Genomic DNA, 17,150 nt, shown 5'->3' with positions numbered 1-17,150 from the left:
CGCCCGGCCGCGGACGTCGGGCGGCGGACGTCAGGCCGCGGCGGCCAGCTGCCAGAAGTCACGCATCAGGGCGGGCGGGGTCGGCCCGGTCATCGCCATCTGGGTGAGCAGGACGGTCACCGTCCCGTCGGCGGGGACCAGATGTGCCGACGTGCCGGAGCCGCCGACCCAGCCGTAGCGGCCGGGCACGTTCCACGGGCGGACCCGTTCGACGTCCACCGAACCGCCGTAACCCCAGCCCTGGCCCTCCAGGAACAGTCCGCACGAGGCACGCTGTCCGGGGGTGAGGTGGTCGGTCGTCATCCGGCGCACGGACTCCTCCGACAGCACCCGCCGGCCCTCCGCCGTGCCGCCGGCCAGCAGCATCCGGGCGAAGGCGAGCCAGTCCCGCGCGGTGGACACGAGTCCGCCGGCGCCCGAGGGGAAGGCGGGCGGCCCGCTCCACTGGCCGCCGGGCGGGTCCATCACCTCGGGCACGCCTTCCGCGCCCGGCCGGTAGAAGGTGGGCAGCCGGGCGAGCCGGTCGGCCGGCACCCAGAAGGCGGTGTCGGTCATCCTGAGCGGTTCGAGGACGCGTTCCGCCAGGAACTCCGGCAGCGGCTGCCCCGACACGCGCGCCGCCAGCACCCCCTGGACGTCGGAGGCGGTGTTGTACAGCCATGCCTCGCCCGGCTGGCGCACCATCGGGATGCGGGAGAGGCGGTCCATCCACTCGTCGGGCGCGGGCGTGTACCGCGGGTCCAGGCCGGACTTCTGGAGCGTCCCGAAGAGCTGCCGGACGGCCGGGAGCGAGAAGTCCTCGGGGAAGCCGTGGCCGGCCCGGAAGGTGAGCAGGTCCTCCACGGTGACGTCCCGCCGCGCCGGGACCACGTCGTCGAGAACCGCGTCCGGGGTGCGCACCACCCGGGGGGCGGCGAGTTCCGGCAGCCAGCCCTTCACCGGTTCGTCCAGCGCCAGCCGGCCCTCGTCGACCAGCGTCAGCAGCGCCGCGGCCATCACCGGTTTGGTGATCGAGGCGAGGCGGAACAGGGTGTCCTCCCGCATCGGGGAGCCGCCGCCGAACTCGAACGTCCCGGCGGCCACCGTCTCGGTCCGGCCGCCCCGCGCCACGAGGGCCACCGCCCCGGGGACCGTGCCGTCGTCGACGTACCGCCGCAGGAGGTCGTACAGGCCGCTCATGGTGTTCCGCCTTCCGTCCGCCGGCCCGCCGGTGCGCGGGGCGGCCGTGCACAGGGGAGACCGGGCCGTCCGCCGGAACTCATCGGTCCTCGCCGGAACGCGCGGCGGGGACCGGTCGGTGGTACGCCGGCCGGGCGTCTCGGCGCCGGCGCCGCGTCCCCGGGGTCAGCGGGGCCGCAGGGCGGCCGGCCGGCGCCGGTCCTCTCCGGTGCCCCTCTCCTGACGGGGTCCTGCGCGGCGCGCGGCGGCGAGCCCGCCGGCGACGAGGAGGGCGCTCAGGGCGGTGAGGATCGTGCCCCGCCAGCCGAGCAGGTCGAGGAGGGGCCCGGTGACGGCCGCGCCCAGCGCGCCGACGGCGAAGTAGAGCACGAGGTAGACGCCGGTGAGGCTGCCGGCGCGGTGGGGGTCGACGGCGACGACGACGCTCTGGTTGGCGGCCTGCGCGGCGAAACAGCCCGCGTCGAACAGGGCCAGCCCCGCCACGGTCGCCGCCGGGTGCGGGAAACCGGCGGCCAGGACCGCCGTGCCGAGGGCGGCGGCCGTCACGGCCCCGACGGTGACCCGGCCCGGCGTGTACCGGTCGACCAGGCGGCCGGTGAACGGCAGCGCCACGAACCCGAGGAGACCGGCCAGGCTGTACAGACCGATGGCGGTGGCGTCGAGCGAGTGGGGCGGACGCGCCAGCGTGAGGGTGAGGGCCACCCAGACGACGTTGAAGGCGAAGTACCACAGGCCGCCCAGGGTCACGGCGCGGCGCAGCGGGCGGTGCCGGAGCAGCAGTGGCCCCATGGCCGCGAGCGCGGCGGGATAACCCTCCTCGGGACGCGGGCGTTCGCGGGGCAGGAGCCGCGAGGTGGCGAGCGCGCCGAGGAGGGCGAGACCGGCGAAGACGAGCAGCATGCGGCGCCAGCCGAGCAGGTCGGCCAGGCTTCCGCCGGCCCAGCGGCTCAGCAGGATGCCGGCGGACAGGCCGGTGGCGACCGTGGCCATGGCCCTGCCGCGCCGGCCGGGTGCGGCGTACCGGCCCGCGATGGCACCGGCCTGCGCCGCGACCCCGGCCATCGCGCCGATGAGCAGACAGGCGGTCAGCAGGACCGGCGCGTTCGGTGCGGCGGCGGCCAGCACGAGCCCCGCGGCCAGCCCGCACAGCTGGACGCCGACCAGCCGGTGCGGGGCGACCCGGTCGGTGAGGGGAAGCAGCAGCGCGAACCCCGTCGTGCAGCCGGCGAGGGTGGCCGTCGGGACCAGCCCCGCCGTGGCGGAGGACAGCCCGAGGTCGGCGGCCACGTCGGTGAGGGAGGGCTGGAGGACGTAGTTGTCGGCGATCGCCGTCGCCGCGGTGCCCGCGAGCAGCAGGGTGCCGTGCCGGGGGAGGGCCGGGCCGCTCACGGCCGGTCGGCCTGGGCGCGGATGACGACGTACCGGCACTCGGCGTCGCCGTCGTTGGCGAAGGTGCAGGGTGCGGGCTCGCCGAGTTCCACGGTGTCGCCGGGGCCGAGGTCGTGGACGGTGCTCCCCTCGTGGAAGGTCAGCCGTCCGTCCAGCACCCACACCACCTGCCGGGCGAACGCGAAGGACGCCGCCGGGTACGACACCGCCGCCCCGGCGGGCAGCCGGATCTCCGCCGTCTCCACGGGGAAGCGCGGTCCGGTGATCTGACGGCGCCGGTAGCCGGTGTCCGGATCACGCCACTCGGTCGCGTCGCCGTGCCGCCGCACCCCGGCCGTGCCGTCGGGCCCGTGCGCCTCGGCCTCGGCGAGCGCCAGGAGCGAGGAGACGCTGAGCCGGAAGGCGGCGGACAGCTTGCCGAGCACGACGGCCGTGGGACTGCTCTCGCCCCGTTCGATCCGGTGGATCATCGCGCGGGAGACCCCTGAGGCCCCGGCCAGCTCGTTGAGGGTCCAGCCGCGTCGCTCGCGCTCGGCGCGGACACGGACGGCGATCCGCTCCACCAGGGGATCTACTATGTTGGACATGGTGACAATATATGAGAAGCGTGAGGTGGTGCGGGTCCGTCCGGCGACCGCGGCCGACGGCGAGGCCATCCGCGTCATCCGCAACCACGCCGTCGCCACCTCGACGGCCCTGTGGACCGACACCCGGCAGTCGCCGGCCGACGCCGCGGTCTGGCTCGCCGCGCACCTCGCGCGGGGCTCGGCGCTCGTCGCGGAGTCCGGCGGCGAGGTCGTCGGGTTCGCGGTCTACGGCCCCTGGCGCGACCTCGACGGCTACCGCCACACCGTGGAGAACTCCGTCTACGTCCGTGAGGGCAGCCAGGGCCTGGGGGTCGGCGGCGCGCTGCTGGGCGCCCTTGTCGAGGCGGCGCGCGGGGCCGGGCACCACAGCATGATCGCCGGGATCGAGTCGGGCAACGCCACGTCGATCCGGCTGCACCGGCGGTTCGGGTTCACGGAGGTGGGCACGGTGCGCGAGGCGGGACTGAAGTTCGGCCGGTGGTTCGACCTCACGATCATGCGGCTGGCGCTGGAGGACTGACCCCGCGGCGACCGGGGCGAGCGCCGCAATGCCGCGGTGCGGACCCGGGACGCGGACCCGGGGTACGACCGGCCCGCCGGCCGGGGCTCCCGGGTCCGCCGCGGATCAGGCCGTGTGCAGGGTCAGCCCGTAGCGGTTGAGGATCTCGTTGACCGGCTGGAACCAGGTCTCCCCGCCGCTGCCGCAGTTGCCCCAGCCGCCCGAGGTGACGCCCTGCGCCTGGTCACCGCTGAGGAACGAACCGCCCGAGTCGCCGGGTTCCGCGCACACGCTGGTCTTCGTCATCTGGTGCACCGCGCCCTGGCTGTAGTTCACCGTCTCGTTCTTGGCCAGCACGCTGCCGCAGTGCCAGTGCGTCGTGGAGCCCGACCGGCAGATCGAGCTGCCGACCGGCGCCTCGGCCGAACCGCGCACCAGCTGGTCGGGGATGGTCCCCCAGCCGAGCACGACCGGTACGGTCCACCAGCCGCTGCCGACGCTCACCCAGGCGTAGTCGTTGTCCGGGAACGACGAGCCCTGGAAGGCGCCGACGTAGGAGCCGTCCCAGCCGCTGACACCGGCGCCCGCCCGGCCGCAGTGCCCCGCGGTGACGAACCCGCCGTGCACCGAGAAGCCTATGGAGCAGCGGACGTTGCCCGTGTAGTACGGGTCACCGCCGACCGTGCCCGCCGCGAAGGTCCGTGGCGCGGCGGCGACCGTCTCGACGCTGACGGGCCCGGCCGCGCGGGCCCGTGAGACGAACCGGCGGACATCGTTGTCGGCGGCCCTGTCCCGGACCACCTCGACCACCAGTGCGTTGGCCTCGGGATCGACGTGCCAGCTGCTCACCCCCCGCGGGGCGGGCAGCCGGTCCACCCGTTCCTTGGCCGCGTCGAGTTCGCGCGCGCTGTGTTCGACGGTGCGCACGGCGGCGCCGGTGGAGCGGACCGCGCGCAGCGTCGCGGGTGAGGCGTCGGAGGTGACGGCCACGGTCAGCCGCCCCTCCGCCGCGTCGAACCACGCGCCGCCGTAGGAGGCTCCGGCGGCGCTGCGGGCCCGCGGCTCCACTGCGGTGGCGGTGCGCTCGGCCGAGAGCCGCTCCTCGGCCTGACGCTTCGACAGGCCGAGGTCGCGCTGCATCGCGGCCAGCAGTCCGGTGGAGACCGGCCGGGAGTCCGCGGCGGCCGGTGCGGGGGAGTCGTTCGCCGCCGCGGGCAGGGCGGAGGCGGTGGTCCAGCTGCCGGCCAGGAGCAGGACGGCGAGTCCGGCGTACTTGAGTCTGCGGTGTCTCAAGGGAGTTGCCCCTTCGTCGTTCCAGCAAGGTGGGGGTGGAACAACCGCGTCTGAGAGCGCTCTCGTACGGATGAGTAGAGGGTAGCCATCCGTCGTGGACAGGTCCATGCCAATGACGGACTTCGGTTTCCCGGTGGCCTCGTGACGCACGCCTCGGCGCACGCACGCCTCGGCGCACGCACGCCTGGACGCACGCACGCCTGGACGCACGCACGCCTGGACGCACGCACGCCTCGGCGCACGCCGGGTCGGCGCGCGCCGAGGCGCTGGGCTGGTGTGTGCGGAGTCGCGGGTCGGTGTCCTTCCGGTGACCGGCCCGGTGGGGTGCCTCAGCGGCTGCGCATGGCGCTGGTGGCGAAGAAGCCGGTGGCGGCCGCGGTGATCAGGGCGCAGACGGCGAGGAGGATCGTACGTCGCATCGAAGTGCCTTTCCCGGTGACGGTGGTTGGGCCCTGCACAACGCCGCCCGGCCCCATGGCGCTTCGCCGTCCGGCCGATGCCACCCGTACGGATGCGCCCGGAGGGGCGTGCGGAGGGGGCGTGCGGAGCGTGTTCCGCCCCGGGAGGCAGCGCGCGGTGCCGCTGATCCTCGTCGTGGTCGTCGTGCTCGTCGTGGTCGTCGTCTTCGTCGTCCTCGTCGCGCCCGCCGCCTTCGGGCAGGACGTCGCGGACGTGGTGGACGGCTCGTCAACGGCCGTACGGCGGCGGGCCGTCGAGTCGGGTGGCGGCCCGGTGTGACCCTCCCCATTGCGGTGGCGGGGCGGTGCGGTGAACATCGCACCACACGAATTTCCGAATAACTGTTATCCGAGGCGGCCGCAGAGATCTCCCTTGTCACGGACAGCAACGTTCGGCATCGACGACAGGGAAGCTGCAATGAGTACTCAGCACACGATGGAGCCGGCGGCACTGGTGACCGCTGCCCGAAAGGGCGACCCGGCGGCACAGGACGCTCTGGTCAGCGCGTACCTTCCGCTGGTCTACAACATCGTGGGCCGGGCGCTGAACGGCTCCGTGGACGTGGACGACGTGGTCCAGGAGACGATGCTCCGCGCCCTGGACTCGCTGGCCGCGCTGCGCGACCCCGGGAGCTTCCGGTCGTGGCTGGTGGCCATCACCATGAACCAGATCCGCGCGCACTGGCAGCAGAGGCAGTTCACCCAGGGCCCCGTGGAGGAGGCCGGTGACCTGGCCGACCCGGGCGCCGACTTCGTCGATCTCACCATGGTGCGGCTTCAGTTGTCGGGGCAGCGCCAGGAGACCGCGCGCGCCACGCGCTGGCTCGAGCCCGACGACCGGAGCCTGCTGTCCCTCTGGTGGCTCGAGTGCGCCGGCGCACTGACGCGCGCCGAGGTGGCCGAGGCCCTGGAACTGTCCCCGCAGCACACCGCCGTCCGCGTGCAGCGCATGAAGGCGCAACTGGAGGCCGCACGCGTGGTCGTACGGGCGCTCGACGCCCAGCCGCCCTGCGAGGAACTGTGGGGCGTACTGGCGAGCTGGGACGGACGGCCGTCGGCGCTGTGGCGCAAGCGGACAGCCCGGCACGCACGCGGTTGCACGCGTTGTTCGGGCCTGTGGAGCGGGCTGTTGCCCGCGGAGGGACTGCTCGCCGGTCTGGCACTGGTGGCCGCGTCCCCCGCTCTCGCGGCCAGGATCCGCTCGGCCTGGGACCCGTCGGCCGTGGCCGCGGCGGGAGCGGCCTCCCCGCTCGGCGCCGGCCACGACCTCGGTGGCGGGAGCGCTGCCGACGGCCCCGGCGCCGGCGAGAGTGTCGGCGACGGCCTTGATGACGGCCTCGGAGCGGGCGAGAGCGTCGCGGGGACCGTCCCGTCCGGCGGCCACCGCTCACCGGGAGGGCGGACCACCGCCCGCGGCGCGGCGCGGCGCAGGCGCCGCGTCCGGCGGCGGGCGGCCGGCGCGGCGGTCGTGGCCGCCTGTGTGGCGGGCGGCGGCCTCTACTGGTTCGGCACCCGGCCGGGCGACGAGCCCGGTGGGGGCACCGCGGTACGGACCGCCGACGAGGTGCTCCTGACGGATCCCACCACGCCCGGCACCACCCCCGGGAACTCCCCGTCCACCTCGCCCTCCCCGTCGGCTTCCGCGTCCGCCTCGGCGTCGCCCGGCCCGAGCGCCTCCCCGAGTCCCCGGGCGAGCAAGAACACGCCGCCGGCCACGGTGAAGGCCCCCGCGCCGCGGCCTGAGGCCTCGCGCGCACCGGTCGCGCAGTCGGCCCCGTCCGGCATGGCCGCACAGGTGATCGCCCTGGTCAACGAGGAGCGGGCGGCGGCCGGTTGCGGCCCGCTGACCGATGACGCGAAACTGCGGGACGCCGCGCAGGGCCACTCCGACGACATGGCCGCCCGCGACTTCTTCGACCACACCGATCCGGACGGCGCAGACCCCGGCAAGCGCATCACCGCCGCGGGCTACCGCTGGTCCACCTACGGGGAGAACATAGCCAAGGGCCAGCAGACCGCCGAGTCCGTGATGACGTCCTGGATGAACAGCCCCGGACACCGCGCCAACATCCTCAACTGCGCCTTCAAGAACATCGGCGTGGGCATCCACGACGGAAGCGGCGGCCCCTGGTGGACGCAGAACTTCGGCGCCAAGCTGTGAGCGGACGCCGTACCGCGCCCGCTCCGGCCGCCTCGGCCGCTCCGCGCAGGCCCGGGCACAGCCCGCCGTCCTGAGGCCGGGGGTGCGTCCGCGGCGGTACCGCCCGGTCGCGGGACCGCTGGACGGTGACGCTCTTCGACCGGTCGGCGCCGGTCGTCCGGACGTCCCCGTCGGTCTGGCACAGGTCCGGCGCGCGCACGGGACAAATCCGGGAGTGACCCACGGCCACGGCCCACGGCCACGGCCCACGGCCCACGGCCACGGCCCACGGCCCACGGCCACGGCCCACGGCCACGGCCCACGGCCACGGCCCACGGCCATGGGCCGTGGGCCGCGACCGCGTACGCGGCACACTCCGCGACCCCGCAGGGACGAACCCCCGCGGGCACGTCCCGCCCGGACACCCGGGCGGGACGTGCCCGCGCGCGGGTGTCCGCGGAACGTGACGGGCCCCGTATGGGCCGCCCGACCGTGGGACGGCCCAGGGGGCACCGGATCAGAGCTGGCCGGAGGCCGCGATGGTGATCTTCGCGGAGGTGGTGCCGCTCTGCGAGCCGAGGGACTCGATCTTCCGCACGAGCTCCATGCTCGTGTCGTCGGCGACCTCGCCGAACACCACGTGCTTGCCGTCCAGCCAGCCGGTCACGACCGTGGTGATGAAGAACTGCGAGCCGTTGGTGTTCGGACCGGCGTTGGCCATGGACAGCAGGCCGGGCCGGTCGTGCTTGAGGGTGAAGTTCTCGTCGGCGAACTTCTCGCCGTAGATGCTCTTGCCGCCCGTGCCGTTGCCGCGCGTGAAGTCGCCGCCCTGGAGCATGAAGGAGGGGATCACGCGGTGGAAGGAGGAGCCGGCGTAGCCGAAGCCCTTCTCGCCGGTGGCCAGCGCGCGGAAGTTCTCCGCGGTCTTCGGCACGACGTCGTCGAACAGGTTGAAGGTGATGCGCCCGGCGGGCTCGTCATTGATGGTGATGTCGAAATAGACCTTGGTCGTCATGCCCCCATCCTGCACGTTCCGGCGACCGCTGCCGAATCCAGCCCCCACGTGTCGGGGAGTACGGGCCGGCACAGGCGCGCGCCGGGGCCCCGCCGGGCGTCCCCGGGCCGCCCGGCCGGCAGGGCCTAGCAGCCGTAGTCGGGCGGCGCAACCCGTCCGGATGCGCCCGGTGCCCGGCAGGCTGTGGTGCCCGCGGCCATACCGTTGCCCGTCGTACGACCCCTACGGTGCCGGACACCGGACCGCTCAGCGGACCGGTGTCCCCCCAGGTCACCGAGGGAGCCGCCATGCAGCAACCGTCACTGCGCAGAGCCGTCGCACCGCTGTCCCGCTTCCTGGCCGCCATGGCCCTGGCGCTCGTCGCCGCCCTGGCCGGCCCCGCGCCGGCCGCCCACGCCGCCGTCGGCCTGAGCAAGGTCACCGACTTCGGCGCCAACCCCGGTCAGCTGACCATGTACGTCTACCGGCCCGCGTCCCCGACCGCGAACCCCGCCGTGGTGATCGCGCTGCACGGCTGCACCCAGAACGCCCAGGGCTACGCCGACAACTCGGGGCTGCCCCGGCTCGCCGACCGGTACGGCTTCCTGGTCGTCCTCGCCGAGACCACGTCCTCGAACAACCCGAACAAGTGCTTCAACTGGTTCCAGACCACCGACAACCGCAGGGGCCAGGGCGAAGCGGCCTCGATCAGGCAGATGGCCGCGCACGCCGTCTCCGCCTACGGCGCGGACCCCCGCCGGATCCACGTCACCGGTCTGTCCGCCGGCGGCGCCATGACGTCGGTGATGCTCGCCACCTACCCGGACGTCTTCCGCGCCGGCGCGGTCGTCGCCGGGCTGCCGTACGACTGCACCAAGGACACCGGCCCCTACACCTGCATGAACCCCGGTGCCGACCTGACCCCGGCCCAGTGGGCACAGCGGGTCCGCGACGCCCACCCCTCGTGGACCGGCCCGTGGCCGCGCCTGGCCGTCTGGCACGGCGACCAGGACACCACCGTCGCGCCGCGCAACGCCGACGAACTGCGCGACCAGTGGACCGCGCTGCACGGACTGTCCCAGGTGCCGAGCCGCACCTCGCCGATCGGACCCGACGGGACACGGCACGAGGAGTACGCGGCGGCGGACGGTTCGGTGGCCGTCGAGGTGAACCGGGTGCCCGGCATCGGGCACGGCACGCCGGTCGATCCCGGCAGCGGCGCCGAACAGTGCGGCAGCACCGGCGCCCCCTACTTCCTGGACTCGATCTGCTCCAGCTACTGGATCGCCGGCTTCTTCGGGCTGGCGGAGTCCGCCCCGCCGCCCGGTTCGCTGCCCGCCCCGACCGCCCTGGCCGCGACCGGTGCCACCGACACCGGCGTCACCCTGAGCTGGAACCCGGTCGACGGTGCCGCCGGTTACGTCCTCCACCGCGACGGTGCGCCGGTCGCCACGACCACCTCGACGTCGTACACCGACACCGGCCTGTTGCCCGGCTCGACCCACACCTACGCCGTCGCCGCCCGCGACGCCGACGGCGGCACGGGAGCCCTGTCCGCCGCGGTCACCGCGCGGACCACGGGTGCCACCGCAGCGTGCTGGACGTCGAGCAACCACGCCCACGTCCAGGCGGGTCGTGCCACGACCGCCGGCGGCTACACCTACGCCAAGGGCTCCGGTCAGAACATGGGCCTGTACAACACCTTCGTCACCCACACCCTGAAGGAGTCGCCCGTCGGCCACTTCACCGTCGCCGACACCGTCTGCCCCTGACCCCGGGGCGCGGCTGCCGGCGCCGTCCACGGACCGGCAGCCGCGCACGGCGTCAGCAGTGGCCGGCGCGGGCCTGACGGGGCGTGACCGGCGTGGGCCGGCCTGGCGTGACCGGTGCGGGCCTGGCATGGGGGCAGCCCACTCGAAGCAGGCGGTGAGCATGGCGGGCGCACACATGTCCGGCACCCTCCGTCGCCGCCTAGCCTCCAGCCGTCAAGTCCGCTGCCGCTGGAGGTCGTTCATGGCTCCGCTCCCCACCGCCGCCCCGCCGACGAGACGGCGTGCCGTCCTCGGCGCCGTCGCCCTGGCCGCGGCCGCGGCCCTGCTGCCCTCACCCGCGGACGCCGGTCCGGCCCCCGGCACCGCCGGCGGTCACTGCGCGAACCTCTCCCGTCTGCGGGTACCGGGCGCCGCGCACCAGCAGGCGGACTGCCTGGCCGAGCTGACCACGGCCGGAACCGTCGCCTCCGGGCACACCGACCCGGCCGACTGGGCCGGACTGACCCCGAAGGACCTGACCGTCCCCACCGGGGTGCCGGGGATCCAGATCGACGGCTACTTCCCCGACACCTCGACCACCAACACCAACCACGGCTGGCACCACGACGCCCAGTTCGTCGTCCGGCTGCCCGACCGGTGGAACGGCGGCCTCGTCGTGGCCGGCACCCCCGGCAACCGGGAGCAGTACGCCAACGACCGGGCCGTCGCCGACTGGGTGCTCGCCCGCGGCTACGCCTACGCCGCCACCGACAAGGGCAACACCGGGCTCGCCTTCCACCGCGACGGCGCCCGCCCCGGCGACGCCGTCGCCGAATGGAACGCCCGCCTCACCCAGCTCACCCGCGCCGCCCGCACGGTGGTGACCCGGCGCTACCACCGGCCGCCCACCCGCACCCTCGCCACCGGCATGTCCAACGGCGGCTATCTGGTCCGCTGGCAGTTGGAGAACCACCCGGAGCTGTACGACGGGGGAGTGGACTGGGAGGGCACGCTCTGGCGCTCCGAGGGGCCCAACCTGTTCACGTTCCTGCCGTCGGCCCTGCGCCATTACCCCGTCCACGCCGCCGGCGGCCCCGCCGCCGAACAGGCGCGGACGGAACTGCACCGGGCGGGTTTCCCGGCCGGCTCGGAGTTCCTGTGGCCGTTCCACCACCAGGTCTACTGGGACCTGACCCAGCGCGTCCACCGCGAGGAGTTCGACCCCGCCTTCGACGGCCCCGTCGAGGCCGGCACGCCGTACTGCGCCCCGGGTTCGGTTCCGGGCTGCGACGCCGACTACGACTACCCGGCCCGTCCCGCCGACGTGCACGCGGCGGTCGACCGCGTCGCGCTGACCGGCCGCATCGGCAAGCCGCTGATCACGCTCCACGGCACCCTGGACGTCCTGCTGCCCATCAGCCGGGACTCCGACGTGTACGCCCGGATGGTCCGGCAGGCGGGACGCGGCGGCCTGCTGCGCTACTACCGCATCGAGGACGGCACGCACACCGACGCCCTGGTCGACGGCTTCCCCGACCGGCTGCGCCCCCTGCTGCCCTGCCACCGCTCGGCCTTCACCGCACTGGAGACCTGGCTCGCCACCGGTCACCGCCCGCCCGCGAGCCGCACCGTCGCCCGCCCCGCGGACGCCGACCCGGCCACCCTGCTCAGGGACTGCCCCCTCACCGGCTGACCGCGCCGCCGGCCGCGGCGGTCAGGCCTGCTCCGGCGAGATGGCGTACAGCCGGGGCAGGTTGACCACGATCGCCTCCTGGGTGCTGCGGGCGATGACCACCACGGCCTCCTCCGAGGGATCGGGGTTCTCCTCCCGGTGCGGCACGAACGGGGGCACGAAGACGTAGTCGCCCGGTGCCGTGCGCAGCCTCACCTCCCGGGGCCCCTCGCCCGAGTCGTCGAGGAACACGAACTCGGGGTGGCCGCCGACCACGTAGATCGCGGTCTCGGACGCGCCGTGGTGGTGGTCGGAGGAGGAGGTCGCGGGGGCCACGTGGGTCTGCCCCATCCACAGTTTCTCCGACCCGACGGCTCTGCCGCTGACGGCGGCGAACCGGCGCATGCCGCCGGTCTGCGCGGTGCCGCCGTCGAGGGAGTCGGCGCGGATGTGGTGCAGACGCGTGTGCAGCGGCTGCACCGGGCCCTGCGGGGTGTCGTCGTGCAGGTGCGGGTGGAATCCCCCGCCGGGGGTGGTCAGCGGCTCGCTCATGGCGGGGACGCTAGGACCCGGCCGAAAAGGATGTCAAGAGGTATCCATTGGGCTTCACCTGCGGCAATGTTGCCGCAATGCGGAAGGTGAACCGGCGGATCCGCCCGTCGGCGGACCGTCCTCGGGCATGATGGGCGCATGCATATCTCCGCGAAGGCGGACTACGCCGCACGGGCCCTGCTCGAACTCGCATGCGATCCGTCCCGTCCGCTCACCTGTGAGGCCATCGCCTCCTCCCAGGAGATCCCGTTCCGCTTCCTGAAGTCCGTGGTGGGCGAACTGCGCCGGGCCGGCCTGGTGCGCAGCCAGCGGGGCTGCGAAGGCGGTTACTGGCTCGGCAGGCCCGCCGGGGAGATCTCCCTCCTGGACGTGGTGCGCGCCGTCGACGGCGAGGTGATCACCCTGCGCGGCGAGCCGCTCGCCGGGCTCGGCTATCCCGGCCCCGCCGGGCGGCTGCCCGGAGTCTGGCGGCAGGTCGAGGCCGACGCGACCGCGCTGCTGGGCGCCCTCACGCTGGCCTCCATGCTGCCCGCCGGGCCCGCTGCGCGGCAGGCCCGGAGCGACGCCGCGTGACGGGCGTCCCCGGCCCGCCCGAGCCCGTCGAGGGGGTGGAGGGGGTGGAGGTGGTGGAGTACACCGACCCGCTGTGCCCCTGGGCCTGGGGGTCGGAGCCCGTGTTCCGCAAGCTGCGGGCGTCCCTGCCCGGATCCGTGCGCGTGCGGCGGGTGTTCGCCGGCCTCTTCGACCACGACGACGACCCGCCGCCCGACCCGGCGGCCGAGACGGCCTGGTACGCCCGCTACGTTGAGGAGATCAGCGCCCACACCCGGGCGCCCCGCGCGGTACGGCTCAGCCGGGTCGCGGCCGGCTCCCGGCCGTCCTCGCTCGTCGCCGCGGCCGCCGAGGCCCAGGGCGCCGACGTGGCGGAGCGGGTGCTGCGACGGCTGCGCGAGAGCGTCTTCGTGCGGGGCGAACCGGCGGACACCATCGGTATCGCGCTGGCCTCCGTACGCGGGGTGCCGGGCCTGGACGCGGGGCGGCTGGCGGCCGACGCCGCGTCCGGCCCGGTGCTGGAGCGGATCCGCGCCGACCGTGCCGAGGCCCGTCGTCCCGTGGCCGACGTCTTCTCCCCGCCGGGCGGATCACCGCATCCCGGCGCGGCCAAGGAGACCCCCGACGGGGAGTACCGCTATGCCCTGCCGACGGTGCTCGTGCGGGCCGGCGGACACTGTTGCGCGGTGCCGGGCCTGCGGCCCTTCGACGCGTACGCGACCGCCCTGGAGGAGCTGTGCCCGGGCGTGGTGAACGTCCCCGGCCCGCTCTCCCCGGCAGCGGCACTGGAGCACTACCGGAGCCTGAGCGAAACGGAGTTGGAGCTGCTGACGGGCTGCGCCGAGCCGCCGTCGCACGCGGTCCGGGTCGACACCGGGAACGGCCCGCTGTGGCTCCACCCCGACGAGGCGGCCGTCCACCCGGCGCTCACCGCGCCGACTGCCGCAGGCCGCTGAGCTGCGGTCGGCCACCGTCCAGCGAATGAGACACCAAATGGTGTCCATTGACAGCCGTCGACGGCTGCCCCCAGGATGTGGACATGCTCACGACGCACCCCGGTGTGGTGTGCCGCTACGTGGACCTGCGGCGCACCTCCAGCGCTCTCTGTCGCTGACCGCCCGCCGCCCACGGCCCGCCGGCGCCTGACCGCTTCCCGCGGTCCCCGCCTTCGGCAGGGCCGCCCGCGCCTCCGCACGCCGTCGTCCCGCGCCGTACGGTCTCCCCTTCCCCGTGTCCCGGTCCGCTTCGCGTAGCCGGTGCCACCCCCTTCCCCGAGCGCGCCCTGCCCACGCTCGTGCCACAGCCCCGGTGATCCGGCCGCCCCGCCCCGCGGGGTGCTCGGCACCCCCTTGTCTCCCGGCCCGTCCGCCATCGCCCGACGGGCCGGGACCAGCAGAGAAAGACAGACATGCCCGGACGAATCACACCCCGCCGCCCCGGACTGCCCCTGCGGCCCGCCCGACGGACCGGCCGGCTGCGCGCCGCCGCCCTGGGAACCGCCCTCCTCACCGTGCTCGTCCCCGCCCTCGGCGCCTGCGGCGGTGAGGCGTCCGGCGCGGGCGCCCCGGCCACCCTGAAGTGGACGTCCTCCTACTTCCCGGCCCACTGGGACCCGGTGGTCAGCGGCAGCGGCGCACAGTTCCGCGAACTTTCCCTCGTCTACGCCTCGTTGACGCGCACCGACGAGACCGGCAACGCGGTGCCGGATCTCGCCGAGAGCTGGCGGTACAACGACAAGGGCGACGAGATCACCTTCCACCTGCGGCCCGGCCTGAAGTTCAGCGACGGCGAACCGGTCGACGCCGCGGCGGTCAAGGCGGCCGTGGAACGCGCCAAGGAGCAGAAGAACTCCGCCCTCTTCGGCGACCTCACCTCCGTCAAGTCCGTCGAGGCCAAGGGGCTGGACGCGGTCGTCCACCTCACCCAGGTCGACCACCAGATCCCGCAGCTGTTCGGCCAGCGCGTCCTCCAGGTCGCCAGCCCCAAGGCGGCGAAGTCGCCCGAGAAGCTGGATCAGGCCCCGGTCGGCGCCGGACCCTTCGTCGTCACACAGCTCGTACCGGGCACCAAGGCGGTCCTGAAGAAGAATCCCGACTACTGGGACGCGAAGAACATCCACATCGACAACGTCGAACTGACCTCGGCCCCCGACGCCTCCACCGTCGTCTCCGGCCTGCAGACCGGCGTCTACAACTTCGCCGACATCGACCCCAGTCAGGCCGACGCCGCCGAGAAGGCGGGCCTCGACGTCTTCGTCCAGCCCGGCTTCAACGCCTCCAACCTCAGCCTCAACATCAACAAGGCGCCCTTCGACAACGACAAGGTCGTCGACGCCGTACGCCACGCGATCGACCGTCAGGAGTTCGTCGACAAGCTGACCTTCGGCTACGGCGAGGCGACCGACCAGCCCTTCCCCAAGGGGTACGTGGCCTACGACCCTCAATCGGAGAACGCCTACCCCTACGACCCGGCGAAGTCGAAGAAGCTCCTCGCCGAGGCCGGCTACGAGGCCGGTGACATCAAGCTCGACCTCGTCATCCCCGCCGAGGACCCCCAGGCCGAGATCGTCCAGTCGCAGCTGGCGAAGGTCGGCATCAACGTCACCATCAAGATCGACAAGAACTGGGCCACCCCGTTCTTCGCCAAGGACCTCACCTTCTCCCTCTACGGCACCACCGGACGTGACTCCGCGGCCCAGACCCTCACCGCCCACTTCGGCCCCAACGGCCCGCTCAACCTCAGCTCCCCCTACGAACCGGCCGGCTTCGAGGCGGCCGTCGCGAAGGTCCGTCAGACCCCGCTGGACGCCCCGGACTACGCGACGGTCCTCCAGGCGGCCACCCGGGCCGGCCTGCAGAGCAGGGCACTCGTCTTCACCCACTCCTCGCCCAACCTCATCGCCAAGAGCAGGTCGATCTCGGACCTGCCGAAGAACCCCGCCCACATCGACTGGACCGGCGTGACCATCGACGGCAGCTGAGCCTCCGTCCACCCGCACGAAAACCCACCCACACCGGTTCGTCCACCCACCCACACAGAGAGAGGGGGCACCCCCATGACGACATCCCTGGGAGAGGCCGCGCCCGCCCGCCGCCGCGGGGGCGCCGCGACCAGGACACGGCACACGCTGGGCCGTGTCCTGGTCACCCTCGCCCGGTCGGTCGCGATCTTCGTGCCCGTGTTCCTCGTCGCCACGTTCGTGACGTTCGCACTGCGCTCGCTGAGCGGACTGAGTCCCGCGCGGATCCAGCTGGGCGAGGAGGCCACACCCGAGGCGATCGCCAGGGTCGAGGCCCAATGGGGCCTGGACCGGCCCTTCCTGGTCCAGTACGGGGACTGGCTCGGCAACGTCCTGCACGGGCAGCTGGGCACGAGCTGGACCAACGGCGCCGACATCTCCACCCTCATCGTCCTCGGCCTCGGCGTGAGCCTTTCGGTCGCGACGTTCGCGCTGGTCATCGGCGTCGTCGTCGGATTCCTCCTCGGCACGATCGCCGCGCTGCGCCGCACCACCTGGATCGACCGGGCCGTCACCGCCTTCGTCACGGTGGTCTCGGTGATGCCCGCGTTCGTCGTCGGCATCCTGCTGGTCACCGTGTTCGCCGTCGGCCTGCACCTCTTCCCGTCCGCCGGGTACGTCCCCGCCGACCAGGGGTTCGGCCCCTGGCTCGCGCACATCACCCTGCCGGCGCTCGCCCTGAGCTGCGACGTCATCGCCGACGTGGCCCGCCAGCTGCGCGGCGGCCTCGTCGCGGCCTACCGCGAGAACTACGTGACCGGCGCGGTGGTGCGGGGACTGGGCCCACGCCGGATCTTCTTCGGCCACGTGCTGCGCAACGGACTCGGGCCGACGCTCGCCACCCTGGGGCTGAAGTTCCCCGCGCTGGTCGGCGCCTCCGTGGTCACCGAGTGGATCTTCGGCCTGCAGGGCTTCGGCCGGTTCGCCAACGACTCCGCCCAGGCCGGCGACGTACCCGCGGTCCAAGGAGTCCTCGTGGTGTCGATCGTCCTGGTCGTCGCCTTCAACCTCGTCGTCAACCTGGTGCTGGCACGCGTCACGCCGGCCGCACAGAGAGGCATGTGA

Annotated in this window: 15 protein-coding genes; 9 read left to right on the top strand and 6 right to left on the bottom strand. The window is 74.0% G+C overall.

The window, feature by feature from the left end; genetic code table 11:
- Nucleotides 1-30: 30 nt before the first annotated feature.
- From ACIP5W_RS17750 to ACIP5W_RS17740, 3 genes are all read right to left on the bottom strand, one after another.
- Nucleotides 31-1,179 (bottom strand): serine hydrolase domain-containing protein, encoded by a 1,149-nt coding sequence (locus tag ACIP5W_RS17750; RefSeq protein WP_401473702.1) that lies wholly within the window; start codon nt 1,177-1,179, stop codon nt 31-33.
- A 165-nt stretch (nt 1,180-1,344) separates the two neighbouring features.
- Nucleotides 1,345-2,568: an MFS transporter gene (locus ACIP5W_RS17745; protein WP_401473699.1), complete on the bottom strand. Its 1,224-nt coding sequence runs from the start codon at nt 2,566-2,568 to the stop codon at nt 1,345-1,347.
- A complete protein-coding gene (locus tag ACIP5W_RS17740; protein WP_401473696.1) occupies nt 2,565-3,155 on the bottom strand; it encodes a helix-turn-helix domain-containing protein in 591 nt (196 codons plus the stop codon). The genes ACIP5W_RS17745 and ACIP5W_RS17740 overlap by 4 nt, the downstream gene beginning before the upstream one ends.
- On the opposite strand from ACIP5W_RS17740, the gene ACIP5W_RS17735 reads away from it, so the two are divergent.
- Entirely contained in the window at nt 3,154-3,675 is a 522-nt protein-coding gene (locus ACIP5W_RS17735; protein WP_401473693.1) for a GNAT family N-acetyltransferase, read from the top strand. The two genes, ACIP5W_RS17740 and ACIP5W_RS17735, sit on opposite strands and share 2 nt — an antisense overlap.
- Before the next feature lie 105 nt (nt 3,676-3,780).
- On the opposite strand, the gene ACIP5W_RS17730 is transcribed toward ACIP5W_RS17735, so the two are convergent.
- Nucleotides 3,781-4,947, bottom strand: a complete 1,167-nt coding sequence (locus tag ACIP5W_RS17730) for an alpha-lytic protease prodomain-containing protein (protein WP_401473690.1) — start codon at nt 4,945-4,947, stop codon at nt 3,781-3,783.
- 540 nt (nt 4,948-5,487) lie between these two features.
- Between ACIP5W_RS17730 and ACIP5W_RS17725 the strand changes: the two genes are divergently transcribed.
- Entirely contained in the window at nt 5,488-5,685 is a 198-nt protein-coding gene (locus tag ACIP5W_RS17725) for a hypothetical protein (RefSeq protein ID WP_401473687.1), read from the top strand.
- A 138-nt stretch (nt 5,686-5,823) separates the two neighbouring features.
- Entirely contained in the window at nt 5,824-7,566 is a 1,743-nt protein-coding gene (locus tag ACIP5W_RS17720; protein WP_401473684.1) for a sigma-70 family RNA polymerase sigma factor, read from the top strand.
- Nucleotides 7,567-8,062: 496 nt separating this feature from the next.
- Here ACIP5W_RS17720 and ACIP5W_RS17715 read toward each other — a convergent pair whose 3' ends face one another.
- Entirely contained in the window at nt 8,063-8,560 is a 498-nt protein-coding gene (locus tag ACIP5W_RS17715) for a peptidylprolyl isomerase (protein ID WP_401473681.1), read from the bottom strand.
- A 287-nt stretch (nt 8,561-8,847) separates the two neighbouring features.
- Here ACIP5W_RS17715 and ACIP5W_RS17710 point away from each other — a divergent pair, with 287 nt between their 5' ends.
- Both ACIP5W_RS17710 and ACIP5W_RS17705 read left to right on the top strand, forming a co-directional pair.
- Nucleotides 8,848-10,311, top strand: a complete 1,464-nt coding sequence (locus ACIP5W_RS17710; RefSeq protein WP_401473678.1) for a PHB depolymerase family esterase — start codon at nt 8,848-8,850, stop codon at nt 10,309-10,311.
- Between the two features lie 241 nt (nt 10,312-10,552).
- Nucleotides 10,553-11,983, top strand: a complete 1,431-nt coding sequence (locus tag ACIP5W_RS17705; protein WP_401473675.1) for a 3-hydroxybutyrate oligomer hydrolase family protein — start codon at nt 10,553-10,555, stop codon at nt 11,981-11,983.
- Between the two features lie 21 nt (nt 11,984-12,004).
- Here ACIP5W_RS17705 and ACIP5W_RS17700 read toward each other — a convergent pair whose 3' ends face one another.
- Nucleotides 12,005-12,514: a cupin domain-containing protein gene (locus tag ACIP5W_RS17700; protein ID WP_401473672.1), complete on the bottom strand. Its 510-nt coding sequence runs from the start codon at nt 12,512-12,514 to the stop codon at nt 12,005-12,007.
- A 138-nt stretch (nt 12,515-12,652) separates the two neighbouring features.
- On the opposite strand from ACIP5W_RS17700, the gene ACIP5W_RS17695 reads away from it, so the two are divergent.
- The 4 genes from ACIP5W_RS17695 (at nt 12,653) to ACIP5W_RS17680 (ending at nt 17,150) form a co-directional block, all read left to right on the top strand.
- Nucleotides 12,653-13,087 (top strand): RrF2 family transcriptional regulator, encoded by a 435-nt coding sequence (locus ACIP5W_RS17695; protein WP_401473669.1) that lies wholly within the window; start codon nt 12,653-12,655, stop codon nt 13,085-13,087.
- Nucleotides 13,084-14,022: a DsbA family protein gene (locus ACIP5W_RS17690; protein ID WP_401473666.1), complete on the top strand. Its 939-nt coding sequence runs from the start codon at nt 13,084-13,086 to the stop codon at nt 14,020-14,022. The genes ACIP5W_RS17695 and ACIP5W_RS17690 overlap by 4 nt, the downstream gene beginning before the upstream one ends.
- A gap of 452 nt (nt 14,023-14,474) precedes the next feature.
- The gene (locus ACIP5W_RS17685; RefSeq protein ID WP_401473663.1) at nt 14,475-16,046 is read left to right on the top strand and encodes an ABC transporter substrate-binding protein; all 1,572 of its coding nucleotides are present in this window, start codon (nt 14,475-14,477) and stop codon (nt 16,044-16,046) included.
- Nucleotides 16,047-16,121: 75 nt separating this feature from the next.
- The gene (locus tag ACIP5W_RS17680; protein WP_401473660.1) at nt 16,122-17,150 is read left to right on the top strand and encodes an ABC transporter permease; all 1,029 of its coding nucleotides are present in this window, start codon (nt 16,122-16,124) and stop codon (nt 17,148-17,150) included.

Origin of the sequence: Streptomyces sp. NPDC088766 (assembly GCF_044750845.1) — a bacterium.
Lineage (GTDB): Bacteria > Actinomycetota > Actinomycetes > Streptomycetales > Streptomycetaceae > Streptomyces.
Note: the sequence above shows the minus strand (reverse complement) of the source record. Positions and strands in the feature narration are given on the sequence as shown.

Excerpts from the sequence above, each read along its gene's own strand:
- ACIP5W_RS17710 (WP_401473678.1), top strand. The coding sequence starts at position 8,848 with ATGCAGCAACCGTCACTGCGCAGAGCCGTCGCACCGCTGTCCCGCTTC.
- ACIP5W_RS17680 (WP_401473660.1), top strand. The coding sequence starts at position 16,122 with ATGACGACATCCCTGGGAGAGGCCGCGCCCGCCCGCCGCCGCGGGGGC.
- ACIP5W_RS17735 (WP_401473693.1), top strand. The coding sequence starts at position 3,154 with ATGGTGACAATATATGAGAAGCGTGAGGTGGTGCGGGTCCGTCCGGCG.
- ACIP5W_RS17720 (WP_401473684.1), top strand. The coding sequence starts at position 5,824 with ATGAGTACTCAGCACACGATGGAGCCGGCGGCACTGGTGACCGCTGCC.
- ACIP5W_RS17685 (WP_401473663.1), top strand. The coding sequence starts at position 14,475 with ATGCCCGGACGAATCACACCCCGCCGCCCCGGACTGCCCCTGCGGCCC.
- ACIP5W_RS17750 (WP_401473702.1), bottom strand. The coding sequence starts at position 1,179 with ATGAGCGGCCTGTACGACCTCCTGCGGCGGTACGTCGACGACGGCACG.
- ACIP5W_RS17700 (WP_401473672.1), bottom strand. The coding sequence starts at position 12,514 with ATGAGCGAGCCGCTGACCACCCCCGGCGGGGGATTCCACCCGCACCTG.
- ACIP5W_RS17740 (WP_401473696.1), bottom strand. The coding sequence starts at position 3,155 with ATGTCCAACATAGTAGATCCCCTGGTGGAGCGGATCGCCGTCCGTGTC.
- ACIP5W_RS17705 (WP_401473675.1), top strand. The coding sequence starts at position 10,553 with ATGGCTCCGCTCCCCACCGCCGCCCCGCCGACGAGACGGCGTGCCGTC.
- ACIP5W_RS17715 (WP_401473681.1), bottom strand. The coding sequence starts at position 8,560 with ATGACGACCAAGGTCTATTTCGACATCACCATCAATGACGAGCCCGCC.
- ACIP5W_RS17695 (WP_401473669.1), top strand. The coding sequence starts at position 12,653 with ATGCATATCTCCGCGAAGGCGGACTACGCCGCACGGGCCCTGCTCGAA.